General features: G+C 68.6%; 3 protein-coding genes. All 3 read left to right on the top strand.

Annotated features, from left to right (window positions below):
- Positions 1–38: 38 nt before the first annotated feature.
- Complete coding sequence (locus JQ639_RS35025) at positions 39–590, top strand: RNA polymerase sigma factor (RefSeq protein WP_211971027.1); 552 nt, start codon at positions 39–41, stop codon at positions 588–590.
- Between the two features lie 55 nt (positions 591–645).
- Positions 646–1,638, top strand: coding sequence for a FecR family protein (locus JQ639_RS35020; RefSeq protein ID WP_211971025.1), 993 nt, complete (start codon positions 646–648; stop codon positions 1,636–1,638).
- 187 nt (positions 1,639–1,825) lie between these two features.
- Positions 1,826–14,097 (top strand): filamentous hemagglutinin family protein (locus JQ639_RS35015; RefSeq protein ID WP_211971023.1); only part of this gene is annotated, 12,272 nt, incomplete at its 3' end.

Raw genomic sequence — 14,097 nt, 5'->3', positions numbered from 1 at the left:
GGGGCGTCACTGCCGTGTCGAGCGCTTTCGGTTGGTCGATGGCAGGAACGACGTGGGCGGCGCTGCGCGGGCTGCTGGTAGACAGGTATGAGGAGCTCAAGCTTCGCCTGACCCGGCAACTCGGGTCGGAGGAGCTGGCGAGCGAGAGCCTGCACGACACCTGGCTGCGGCTGCATCGGGACGACGAGGTCGGCGCGGTCCGCAATCCGCCGGCCTATCTGCTGCGCATCGCCATCAATGCCGCCATGGATCGCCTGCGTGCCGACGGCCGCAGGGCGCGCCGCGCCGAGATCGAGGCGGCGCTCGACGTCGCCGACGCCGCGCCGGGGCCGGCGCGCGAGACCGAGGCGCGGCTCGAGATCGAGGCGCTGGACCGGGCGATGCGGACCCTGCCGGAGCGGACGCGGGCCATCCTGATGGCCTCCCGCCTCGAAGGCCTGACCCATCATGCCATCGCCGAGCGCATGGGGGTGTCGCGGCGCACCGTGGCCTACGAGCTCGACCGCGCCATCGCCCTGCTGGAGGCGGAACGCGTCACCGATCCACCGATCGATTGCACGAATGGCCCGCCAAAATCGTCTGAAGGATAGCAGCGCCACGACAGGTGTTTGACAACCGGGACAGAACAGCGAGTTTCCACAAGCCATGACCACCTCCGAGGACCCGATGGACGAGCGCGTGCCGGTGCAGCGCGAAGCCTGGAAATGGGTCCTGCTCATGACCTCGGGCGATGCGACCAGGGCCGATATCGCGGCGCTGGCGCGCTGGCGCGCGCGCAGCGCGGGCCATGACGCCGCCTTTGCCGATGCGAGCCGGCGCTGGCAGGCCTATGGCCCGGCGCTCGCGCGGTTGCGGCCCGCCGGAGCGGAAGCGGAGGCGCGAGCGACGCTGCAGCCGGCGGCGCGTCCGGTCAGCCGGCGGCTGGTGCTCGGCGGCCTGGCGGCGGCCTCGGTCGCCGGCGCGGGTGTCCTTGCGGTGCGGCCGCCGCTCGAGCTGTGGCCCTCGCTCGGTGCGCTGGCTGCCGATGTCCGCACCGGAACGGGCGAGCAGCAGCGCATTGCCCTGACGGCCTCCGCCTCCATCGATCTCAACACTCGGACGAGCCTCAACCTGCACCGCGCCACGCCCGACGCGCCGGTCGATCGCGTCGAACTGATCGTCGGCGAGGCGGTGGTTGCGACCGCAGCGGATCGGGTCGAGGTGATTGCGGCGAATGGTCGCGTGTGGGCGGAGAGCGCGCGCTTCAACATCCGCCACGACGGCGCCGACGTCTGTGTCACCTGTCTTGGCGGCAGTATCGGCGTCGCGCAACGCGGCATCTCGCTCGCGCTGGGCGCAGGGCAGCAGGCGACCTACAGCGCAAGCGGACTCGGCCAGCCGGTCAGCGCCGATACGGTCGCGGTGGCGGGGTGGCTCGGCGGCGACCTGTTCTTCCGCGACCAGCCGCTGGCCCGCGTGGTCGAGGAGGTCAACCGCTATCGGCCCGGACGCATCGTGCTGATGAGCGAGGCGCTGGGGCAGCGGCGCGTCACGGCGCGGTTCAAGCTCGACCGGCTCGATGCGGTGATTACCCAGCTGCGCGAAACATTCGGTGCGCGCGTCACGGCACTGCCTGGCGGCTTCGTACTGGTCGGCTGAAACACAGTCGTCACGGTTTCGTCATGTCGCGCCGCTGGAACGTCTTCTAACGTCCGCGGCATCTGTCGGAAAAAAATGGTCGGGTGTTTTGCAAACTCGTCCCGGCAGGAGCGTCTAAGGGCATCGGGGTCTTCCGGCGATCGTCGGCCGGCGGCTCCAGCCCGCGTTCACTGTCGAGAGATCCGCGATGACCGTCCACTCTGCCGCGCCTTCCGTCCTTGTTGCGTTGTCGCTGCCGCGTTCCGCCCATGCTCGCCGCATTGCCGCGCTGCTCACTGGCGCGAGCCTGTTGGTGCTGACCGGGGGCGGCGTTCCCGCGCGGGCAGCGACGCTCGGCGGCGCGCCCAATGTCGCCATTGCGCCACCGGCTGCGGCAGTCGATGCCGCGACCGCGATGGCGCAGCGGGCGGCTGCGGCCGGCCAGCAGACCCAGAGCGCGCTCGCGCGTGCCGCGCAGGCGGTCCAGTCGATGCAGGCGGTACAGGCCGCGGCGCGTGATGCCGCGAACGGCACGCAACGCTCGCTGACCATGCCGCAGATCGTCGTGCCCAACGGCCTTGCCGCCGGCGGACTGCAGGTTGCGCCGGGCGCGGTGCCGGGGACGGACCTTTGGAAGGGCGCCAACCTGCCGACGCAGGCGACGAGCGGCGACCGCACCGACGTGAACATCCGCCAGACCGCGCCGCAGGCGGTGCTGAACTGGTCGAGCTTCAATGTCGGCGCGCGCACCACGGTGAGGTTCGACCAGCAGGGTAACGGCAACTGGACGGCGCTGAACCGCGTCACCGGCAACCTCGGCCCGAGCCAGATCCTCGGCGGCATCAGGGCCGACGGCCAGGTGCTGGTGATCAACCAGAACGGCATCATCTTCGGCGGCGCGAGCCAGATCAATGTCGGCTCGCTGATCGCGTCCACGGCCAACATCACCGACAGCCAGTTGCTCACCAGCGGAATCTATTCGTCGCAGAGCGGCAACAGCTATCTGCCGAGTTTCACCGGGGCTGGTGGCGCCGTCATCGTCGAGGCGGGGGCGCTGCTGACGACGGCACCGCCGTCGAAGGCCACGTCAGGCGGCGGCTTTGTCGCGTTGTTCGGCACCGAGGTGCGCAACGCAGGCACCATCCTGACGCCGAAAGGCCAGGCGCTGCTCGCGGCCGGTGATGCCTTCGCGCTGCGCAGGGGATACAGCACCGATGCCAACCAGACGTCGACCACGCGCGGCAGCGAAGTCGCTCCACTGTTTGCGCTCGGCAGCGTCACCAGCGGCCGCGTCGTCAACAGCGGCCTTGTCGTCGCGACGCAAGGCGACATCACGATGGCGGGCCACGCCCTGATCCAGGACGGCGTGCTGCTGTCCTCCACCTCCGTCAACCAGCGTGGCACGATCCATCTGCTGAACTCCGCCAGCGATGCGGCCGGCAACGTCACACTGACCGGCAACAGCTGGAGCGCGGTGCTTCCTGAGATTGAGTCCGCCGACACGGCGTTCAACTCGCAGCGCAATGCGCAGATCGCGGATTCTGTCGCGCAGGACCTCGCCCGCGCGGGCCTGAACTTCGGCCAGTTCGACAATCTCGCCAGGCTCTCCGACCGCAAGGACCAGTCGCGCATCGAGATCGTCACCGGTGGCACCGTGGATTTCGCCGGCGGTTCGAACACCCTGGCGCAGGGCGGCCAGGTGGTGGTGAGCGCCGGCTGGCGGGTTCAGACCGGGAGCGGTGCGACCATCGACGTATCGGGTATACGCGGCGCTACCGTGCGGATGGACGCCAACGCCATCAAGGTCAACGTCCAGGGCAACGAACTGCGCGACTCGCCGCAGAACCGCGACAACGGCGCGCTGATCAACCAGAACCTATGGATCGACACGCGCAGCCTGGTGCTGCTGCCCGCCGGCACCGGCGGCTACGCCTCCGACCGCTATTACACCGGCGGGGGACTGCTTGAGGTCTCCGGCTATCTCGCCAACACCGCGCACACGATCGGCGAGTGGACCGCCGTCGGCGGCACCATCACGCTCGCGGCACCGGAGGTCGTGGCGCGTGCCGGATCGGTGTTCAACGTCTCTGGCGGCTCGGTCGCCTATCAGGGCGGCTTCCTGCAGCAGAGCTACGTGCTCGGCAGCGACGGCCGCATCTACAACATCAATAGCGCACCGGGCAATCTCACCTACACGGCCGTGGTGAACGGCTTCATGGTTCAGCACAAGCAGGGCGGCAAGGTCGATCCGAAGCTGACGGAAATCTACGCCAGCCCGCTCGGTGTCGGCGGCAGCATCTGGCAGGATGGCTACACCATCGGCCGCGATGCCGGTCGCCTGGTCCTGTCGACGCCGACGCCGCTGTTCGAGGGCGCGATCGTTGCCGATGTCATCAACGGCCTGCGCCAGGTCGCCGCGCGTCCGGCCGGTGTCACCGATGGCTACCAGTTGACCCAGTCGACGGTGGCGCGTGCGGGTCAGCTTGCGGTCGGCCGCTACGACGCCACCGGCCTCGCCGGGACCTATAACACCGGGGTCGTCATCGGGCGGCCGCCGAAGGCTGCGGACGGGATCGATCTCGCGGCGCCGCTGCCGGCGGACCGCATCAACACCGGCTGGTTCGATGCTGCGCAGCTCGCGAGCTTCGGTCTCGGCGGCCTCAGCATCGCGACATCAGGATCCATTTCCATCGACGCACGGCTGGCGTTTGCTCCGGGCGCACAGGTCAGCCTCATTGCTCCGGTCGTCGACATCAAGGCCGATATCGTCGCGCGCAGCGGCAGCGTCACCGTCAGCAATATCCTGCGGCCGGACTACAAGGCGCTGAATCCGTATGCGCTGCTGAGCACAGGCGGCCTGTCGCAACTCACGCTGCGTGCCGGCGCCACCATCGACACCCGCGGCCTGTGGACCAACGCGCAGGCCGATCCCTCCGCGGTGTCCGGCGCGGCGTATGTCGATGGCGGCAACGTCGCGTTCAACTCCACGCAGAATGTGACGCTGGAGAGCGGCAGCACGATCGACGTCTCCTCCGGTGCCGCGCTGCTACCCTCGGGCAAGATCAAGGGCGGCAAGGGCGGCAACGTCACGCTGGTCGCGGACGATCGCTCGGTCCTTGGCCCCTCGGTCGGCGGCCGTCTGGTTCCCAACGCGACGATCCGGGGCTATGGCGTCGCCGGCGGCGGCACGCTGACCATCGGCAGCGGCCCTGCGATCGTGATCGGCGGCAAGGCACTGGCAAACGACGGCGTGCTCGCAGCCGGCGAGAAGGCGCCGGTCAACCTGCTGCTCGCGGAAGATCTGTTCATCGCGGCCGGCGCTGCCGTGCCGTTCAATTACGACGAGAGCATTACCTATCTCGCGCCGGGCACCGCCGCGCCGGCGCCTGTCACGGTGAGCGCGACCAGGGACAAGCCGCTCCTCATCGGCCCCAGTGGCTGGACCGTTCCCGCAGGCACCATCAATTTCACCGACCTCGCGGGTAACGTCTACTACGGCGGCATGACGGTCCCGCCGAACACCTGGATCACAACCGACGCGTCGACCAAGCTGCCCCTCGGCCTCTACGTCGATCCCGGCATCTTTCCCAACGGTATCGTGCTGAACGCCACGCGCGTGATGTTCAACGTCGGTGATATCGCGCCGGTGGCGCTGCACTTCACTGCCGGCACCATGATCCCCGCAGGCACCGTCGCGCCGCGCGCCTATGCGGTGGCGCCGTTGACCAGCATCGGCACGGCACTCTTCAGCAGCGGCTTTGCAAGCTACGACGTCAACGGCCACCTCGGCCTGATGGTTGCCGATCGCGTCGCCTTGAACGCGGTGATGCCCGTCTACCGTATGGCCGACAATGCGGCTGGGGTTGCGACCGGCAGCGATCCATCCTCGGCGCTGACGCTATGGCTGCCGCCGCTCTACCAGGAGGATCCGGTCGGCGGCCGCCTGACCCGCCGTGGCGGCGCCGACCTCTCGCTGCAGTCGAACCTCGACACCAACAGGGGATCGCTGACGATCGGCACGCAGGCGACCGTCACGGTCGATCCGGGGCGCGCCATCGTCCTGCGCAGCCCCGGCCAGATCACAGTCGACGGCCGCCTGACCGCCGCCGGAGGCCGGATCAGTATCCTGCAGAACGGCAGCTCCGGCGATCCCTATAACGGGGCACGCTCGATCTGGCTCGGCAGCAATGCCGTTGTCGACGTCGCGGGCCAAAGCGCCGTCGCGATCGATCGCTCCGGTCGCCGCTATGGCTTTGCCGATTCCGGTGGCCGCATCATCCTGGGCGACGACAGTGACGCGCCGGCTCCGATCGCTCCCGCCGGCAATGGTTTTATCATCGTGCGCTCCGGCGCGCGTCTGGATGCCTCGGGCACCAGTGCCGTGATCGACTTTGTCGAGGCGGGTGCGGGTGGCGGGGCGACCGTGCGGCCGGTGACGCTGACGACCGCCGGCGGCAGCATCGCCATCAGCACCCTGAGCGGCTTTTATCTCGACGGCACCATGACGGCGCGTGCGGGAGGAGAGGGCGCGGCCGGCGGCACGCTGTCGCTGGCCCTGGTGACGCCGAGCTACGCCACTCCGGTCGACCGGCCGGCCCCGGACGAGGTGCGCAAGTTCCGCATTCTGGAGGTCGCACAGCAGGCCGGCGCGAGCGGCCTTGCACCTGATCGGGCGTGGGGCGAGCGTGACGCCGCCCTGCAGTTCGGACATGGCCGGATCGGCGCCGATCAGGTCGTCGCAGGCGGCTTCGGCAGTCTGCGCCTCTACTCCGAGACCATCGCGTTCGATGGCGATGTTCGCATCACGCTCCCCCAGAACCTCAAGATTTCGGGCAATCTCGTCGCCAAGAACGGTAACGAGCGGATCGATCTCGCCGCATCGTACGTCTCGTTCGGCAGTGTTTCGTACTCGCCGAGCGAAGGCGCGGTCGAGCCCCGTCCCGGCAGTGCCGCGGGCGACCGGCAACCTGGTTTCGGCACCACGCCGAGCGGTTTGCCATCCAAGAGCAGTACCGCCCGTTTGACGTTGACCGCTGATCTCGTCGATCTCGCCGGCACTTTCGAACCGCTCAATCTCGGGATTACGCTGGTCGACGGCTCTTCGGCGGTGACCAGCATCGCCGGCATCGATCAGGTCACGGTGACCAGCCGTGGCGACATTCGCGTCATCGGCAACACCTATGGCAGTCGCACGCTCGAGCTCGATGCGGCGCAGATTTATCCGGTCAGCAACACCAGGGCGTTCGTCGCCGCCAGCGATCTCGTGCGTTTCGGCCGCACCACGACCGACATGCCGGCGGTGCCGTACTCGGTGTTCGGCAAGCTCACGGTCTACGGCAAGACCATCGCGCAGGGCGGCATCGTGCGTGCGCCGCTGGGCGCACTCGTTCTCGGTGGCCCGGCGGATGCGGGCAGAGGGTATGTCGCCGTGCAGCAGCTCGATCTGCTGCCGGGCAGCGTCACCTCGTCGAGCGCTGCAGGGCTTACGATCCCCTATGGCGGCACGGTCGACGGCATCGCCTATCGTTACAACGGCGCCGAGCTGACGCCGGTCCAGAACGGCATCGATGGGTGGGGCACGGTGGTCGGCGGTGTCAGCCTGGGCGGACCCGCGGTGACCGTCGCCGCAGGCGCGCTGCTCGATCTCTCCGGCGGCGGCGAATTGCTCGGCGCTGGCTTCGTCAGTGGCCGTGGCGGCTCGGTCGACGCGCTGGCCAACCCGCTGATGGCAGCCAATCCCGGCAATACCTACAGCAGCCTCAGCAACCAGGTGTTCGCGATCGTGCCGGGCGCGTCGGCGGCCTATGCGCCCGTGGTGCCGGCGACCCAGGGAGCGGCGCCGGCCATCGGTCAGCGCATCACGGTCGGCGGCGGCGTGCCCGGTCTTGCGGCCGGCACCTACACCCTGATGCCGGCCACCTATGCGCTGCTGCCCGGCGCATTCCGCGTCGAGCTCGGCGCAACGAGCCAGCTCGGGACAAACGTCGCCGTCTTGCCCAACGGCTCGTTCGTGACGTCGGTGGTCGGCAGCGTCGCCAACACCGCCATTCGCAACAGCCTGCCCAATCTCGCGATCATCACACCCGGCGTCGCGGTGCGCAGCTATTCGCAGTACAACGAACAGAGCTACGCCAGCTTCGTGCTGGCGACCGCCGCGCGTACCGGGCAGCCGCGGCCGAGTCTTCCGGCTGACGCCGGCACGCTGCAGCTCCTTCTCGCGGCGCAGACGTCGAACCGCCCGTCGTTCTCGTTCGCCGGCCAGGTGCTGTTCACCCCCGGCAAGGGCGGTTATGGCGGCGTGGTCAGCATCGACACCCCCACGAACATGTTGGGCCAGTCGCTCGAAATCCTCGGCGACGGTACTTCGCCGACGGCGGGCTTCGCGTCGGTCCGCGCGGCGGATCTCAATGCTCTCGGCGCCGCCAGGCTCGCGATCGGCGGCGGCCAGGTGCTGGACATCGTGAACGGCTATGTCGCGACCACCGGCTTCGCCAATACGGTCGTGGTGCGTGGCGGTGCCGTGCTGCGGGCGCCGGAAGTCTTTATCAGGGCGGGGAATGGCGGCCTCAGGATCGAGGATAGCGCACGCATCGATACAGTCGGTACCGGCGCCGCAACCGTGATGCCGGCGAGTGATGGCTACAGTTACCAATCGTCCGGCAACATGATCATCGTCTCGAACGGCTTTGTCGACATTCCGCAGGCGGCAATCGACGGGTCGACCATTGGCGGCATTACCGTCGGCGCCGCGACCATCACGACCGAGGGCACGCTTGCCTTCGGCGTTCAGAAGGGAGCGCTGTCGATCGCCGACGGCATGCGCTATGGCGCACGCTATCTCGCCCTGACCACGCCGAGCATCAACATCGGTGATACGGCGGCGATCGCCGCGGCGCGCGCCGCGGGCGTGCTGCCCGACGGCCTCGTGCTCAACCAGGATGTGCTCGGCCGCCTGCTGGCTGGCAACGCCCTGACTGGCGCGCCGAAGCTGGAGAGGCTGGTGCTGTCGGCGCAGGCCTCGATGAATGTCTTTGGCTCGCTCAATCTCTCGACCATCGATGCCGCAACCGGGCGCTCCAGCCTGCGCACGCTGGTGCTCAACACGCCGGCGATCTATGGCCTCGGCACGTCCGGCGACAGCGCCACGCTCACCACCGGACAGTTGATCTGGAACGGCATCAACGACCGTGCTCAGCGCCGCGGCGGCACCGGGCCGCGCAGCGTGCCGCCCGGTGCGGTGATCACCGGTGGCGCCGGCACCGGCCACGGCACCTTCAACATCGTCGCGGACGAGGTGGTGTTCGGCTATGGCAGCGGCACCACCCCTGATACGCAGGTGACGCTGGATCGTCTTGCGCTCGGCTTCTCGACGGTCAACATCACGGCGCACAGCCGCATCACCGCCAACAACCGCAACACGCTGTCAGTTTATGAGAGCCAGAGCGCCTACCAGTCCGGCGTCGGCATCACTTACAGCGGCGGCAACCTCAACCTCATGACGCCGGTGCTGACCGGCGACGCCGGCTCCATCAACCGTATCACCGCCGGCGGCACGCTCAATGTCAGCGGTTCGGGTGATACCGGGGCGGCCGCGGCTGCAGCGCTCGGCGCCGAGGTCGGGCTGAAGGGCAGCACCGTAACGGTGGCGACCGCCGTGGTGCTGCCGAGCGGCAAGCTCACGGTGTCCGCCAATGGCGACATCGCTCTGACCGATGCCGCGCGCATCGACATGACAGGGCGCGCCGTCACGCTGCTGGACGCCACACGCTACAGCTGGGGCGGCGACGTCATCATCGAGAGCGCCCATGGCAACGTCGTCCAGTCGGGTGGATCGCTGATCGACATGTCGGCGGCCAACAATCGCGCCGGCTCGCTGTCGGTGACGGCGGTCGACGCCGCCGCCGGCCATGTCGTGCTGGCCGGCACGGTGCGCGGCAGCGCCTCGGGGCGCTATGACGCCGGCGGCACGCTGGTGCCGTATCTCGCCGGCAGCATCGACGTCCACGGCCAGACGGTCGACGATTTCGCCGGGCTCAACCGGCGGCTCACCGCAGGTGGTGTGGTCGGCGCCCGCAGCTTCCAGATCAAGCAGGGCGACCTGACCATCGGCGACGAGCTGGTGGCGAACAGCATCACCGTGTCGGTCGATGGCGGCCGGCTGACTGTCAACGGCACGGTCAATGCCAGCGGCGAGCGCGTCGGCACGATCCGGCTGTCGTCGCGCGACGATCTCGTGCTCGGCAGCACTGCCGTGCTCGATGCCCATGGTACGGTGCTGCGGGTCGACAGCTACCAGAAGCCGATCGACGCGCCCAACCGCGCGATCGTCGAGCTGACCACGACCCGGGGCCGGCTCGGTCTTGTCCCCGGGGCGCGCATCGACGTCAGCTCCGCCGCCACAGATACCGTCGCGCGCGGCACGGTCGAACTCAACGCACCGCGGCTCGGCGGCGCGGGCGGGACGGGCGATGGCGCCAACGACGTGGCAATCGATGCCGGCATTGATGTGGCGACGGGCAGGGCGGTTACGATCGCCGGCGCGCGCAGCATCGCGGTCAACGGCTTCCGCTCGTATCAGCCGACCGGCGGCATCATCAACCAGGCGCTGATGGCCACCGTGGATGCCGACAACAGCTTGTTCATGTCGGGCAACCCGACCACCCATACGCCAGGCGCACTGCAGAACGGCGACCTGCAGACCCGGCTCAAGGGCCTGAGCGCCTATACCAATGCCTTCCATCTGCGGCCGGGCGTCGAAATCACCAGCGCGACGCCGACCGGAGATCTCACCATCTCCGGCGACATCGATCTCGCGGGCTATCGCTACGACAGCGTCAATCCGAACACGCAGAGGACGGCAATCTATGGCTCCGGCGAGCCGGGCCGGCTGGTGATCCGCGCCGGCGGCAATCTCAATGTCTACGGCAACGTCAGCGACGGTTTCGGTACGCCGCAGCCGGCGGGGGCCAGTGCCCCCAATACGCCGCAGGTCGTGCGGCTGCTGGTGAGCGGCCTCCAACCCTACAGCAACGACGTGGTGATCCCGCGCAGCGGCGTAGTGCTGGCAGACGGCACCGCTTTCCAGAGAGGCGGCGTGCTGAACTACGACCTGCCGGTGAAGCAGTTTACGCTGCCCGCGAACATCACCCTGCCTGTCGACACGCCATTGCGGACCGCGCTGCAACTGCCGGCCGGCACGGTGCTGCGTGCGGATGTGCGCAATGCCACCGGCGCTGTGATCTACGCCCGCGGCACGCTGCTGCGGCAGGCCACCACCTTGCCGGCCGGCGTGATCCTCGGCGCCGGCAACCTGTTCGCGACGACCGTTAACGTCAATGCGATGGTATGGCCGAAGAACGTGCCGTTGCCCGCCGCGCTGATCTTGAATGGCAGCCTGACCCTCGCGATGGGAGCCCTTGTTCCGGGGGGCACGTCGGTCAAGCTGCCCGGCAATGCGGCGTTGGTGCAGTTGCGTAACGATCCGCCCACGAGCGCGATCTGGGCCGCGGCGCCGATGCTGCCGGCAGGGTCGCAATCGTGGTCGGAGCGCTTCGTGGCGGGGGCGGACCTCGCTGCCGCCGACAGCCGCGCCCTGCGGCCGCGCAGTGCCAATCCCGGCAGCCTGGTGCTCGCGGATTCGGCCGTCATGGCGGTGATCTCGGCGGGCACCCGCCCCACCGCCCAGCTGCAGTTCTCGATGTTGAACGTGCTGCGCACGGGGACCGGTGATCTCGAACTGCTGAGCGGGGGCGATCTGACGGTTCGCACGCCCTATGGCATCTACACCGCAGGTACACCGTCGCTGCTGCCGACCGGCAACGACCAGTACGATCTGCCGCGCGGCCAGTTGCTCGACGGCTCGGTCCTCGGGAGCAACGGGGCGTTCTACGAGGGGTTGGTCAACGGTGGCCCGAACAGCGTCTATCATGCCTGGTATCCGGACGGCGGCGGCAACCTGCTGGTGGCGGCGCAGCGCAACCTAAGCGGTCTTGCGCTCAACAGCGGCAATACCGTGGTGCGCAACCAGGATGGCAATCCCGGCAACTGGCTGTGGCGCCAGGGCGGCGACATTGCCGGCCAGCGCACGGCATGGTGGATCAATTTCGGCAGTCTGGCGCTGCCGCAGCCGGCTGATCCCTCCACATCGCCGATCCTGCTCGGCTTTGCCGGCTTCGGCACGCTCGGTGGCGGCAACGTCACCGTGCTGGCCGGCGGCGATGCCGGGGTGCTGGGCACCCAGAGCGGCAACAACATGGCCTCGAGCTCTTCGACGCTGAACATCGCGATCGGCTCGACCGGGCGCATCACCGCCGACGGACCCCCGATCCTGACCGGTGGCGGCGACCTGCTGTTCAGGGTCGGCGGCCAGCTCAACCCGCTGCAGCCGACGCTGAACGCCTCGACATCGCGGAGCGATACCAGCGGCGTGCTGGTCAACCTGCGCGGCCAGATCGATCTGCAGGCCGGGACCATCGGTGGCATCAACCTGACCTATGGCACCAAGACCACGTTCGATCCGCGCTGGCCGGATCTGTACACCGCCAACAGCGGCATCGGCTTCGGCGGGCCGCTGGTGATCCCCGGCGACGCGGTGGTCAACCTGTCGGCGCGTGGCGACCTCGTGCTGTCCGGCGCGGCCGATCCGGGCCGCGTGCTGCTGCAGAACACGACGGGCTACACGGCTGCAGGCACCGCCCATGTCGGCGGCGGCGTCACCTGGTTCAGCCTGTGGCGCAACGAGACCGCGATCAACGTTGTATCGGCTGGCGGCAACCTCATGCCGACCACCCAAAACCGGCTGTCCGGCGCTTCGACGATCGATACCGACACCGACCACGCCTTTGTGTATCCGCCGACGCTGACGGTGCAGGCGGCGAGCGGCAGCATCTATTACGGGGCCTACGCTCCCGGCGACACTACGACCGGGATACCACCGCTGTTGTTGGCGCCGTCGCCGACGGGACAGCTCGAACTGCTGGCCGCTCGCTCGATCTATGCCAGCGGCTACGCGATCAACATCTCCGGCGCCGACCCAAGCGCGCTGGCGACACCGGTCCAGCCGGCGTTCGTCGGGTGGCAACGCGGCGAGCCGGACAGGATCACCAACACCAACGGCACCGGAACGATTTCGAACAACTTCAATATTCTCCAGCCGCGCGGCGTCGAGCTGTTCGCGTTCGGTCCCAACACGGCGAGCAAACTGCATGCGAGCGACCCTTCGTCCGCGCTGATCTATGCCGCGACCGGCGATATCGTCGGCTTCAAGAGCGGCGAGGTGGTCACCGGCACCGATCCCACAACGGCCAGCACCTGGTACGTGGCGGCCAAGCCGATGCGCCTGATCGCGGGGCGCGACATCGTCAGCCTCGGCACGCCGATCGGTACATCGGATTCGGAATCCACGGCGAACAGGACCAGCAACCTGATCGTGCACACCGGCGACAACGACGTCTCGGTGGTGTCGGCCGGGCGCGACATTCTCTATGCCAACCTGCAGGTCGCGGGTCCCGGCACGCTGATGGTATCGGCGGGGCGCCATATCTACCAGGCCGACAAGGGCGCGGTGACCAGCCTCGGACCGGTTGTGCCCGGCGACCTTCGCTCCGGCGCGTCGGTGGTGATGACGGCGGGCGCCGCAGGCGCGAATTATGCCGGCCTGGTGCGCTATCTCGATCCTGCCAATCTTGCCAACAAGAATGTTCCGCTCGCCGACCAGCCCGGCAAGGTGGTCAAGACCTACGAGAAGGAGCTCGCCGACTGGCTTTCCCAGCAGTATGGCTTCCGCGGCTCCGATGCGGACACGCGCGCGCGATTCGCGGCGCTGCCGCCGGACCAGCAGGCCGTGTTCCTGCGGCAAGTGTATTATTGGGAGCTGCGTGAGGGCGGCCGCGAGTTCAATGATGCCAATGGCCCGCGCCCCGGCTCCTATCTGCGTGGCCGCCAGGCCATCGCGGTGCTCTTCCCCGATCATGATGCAAGCGGTACGCCGATCAGCTATGCCGGCGACATCACCATGTTCGGCGGGTCCGGCATCCGCACCATGGCCGGCGGTGACATCCAGTTGCTCGCGCCGGGCGGCCGGATCGTCCTCGGTGTCGACGGCGTCGTGCCGCCGGCATCGTCGGGCCTGATCACCCAGAACGTCACCCAGGGGACGGGCAATATCGACATCTACTCGAAGGGCAGCCTGTTGCTGGGCTTGTCGCGTATCATGACCACCTTCGGCGGTGACATCATCGCCTGGTCGGCGGAGGGCGACATCAATGCCGGCCGCGGCTCCAAGACCACCCAGGTCTACACGCCGCCGAAGCGCGCATACGACAACTATGGCCGGGTCACGCTGTCGCCGCAGACGCCGAGCACCGGCGCCGGCATCGCGACGCTGCAGCCGCTGCCCGAGGTGCCGCGCGGCCAGGTCGACCTGATCGCGCCGCTCGGCACCATCGATCCCGGCGAGGCGGGCATCCGCGTCTCCGGCAA

It is taken from the genome of Bradyrhizobium sp. U87765 SZCCT0048 (assembly GCF_018131225.1).
Classification (GTDB): Bacteria; Pseudomonadota; Alphaproteobacteria; order Rhizobiales; family Xanthobacteraceae; genus Bradyrhizobium_A.
This window is presented reverse-complemented; position numbering and strand designations above follow the sequence as displayed.

Excerpts from the sequence above, each read along its gene's own strand:
- JQ639_RS35025 (WP_211971027.1), top strand. The coding sequence starts at position 39 with ATGGCAGGAACGACGTGGGCGGCGCTGCGCGGGCTGCTGGTAGACAGG.
- JQ639_RS35020 (WP_211971025.1), top strand. The coding sequence starts at position 646 with ATGACCACCTCCGAGGACCCGATGGACGAGCGCGTGCCGGTGCAGCGC.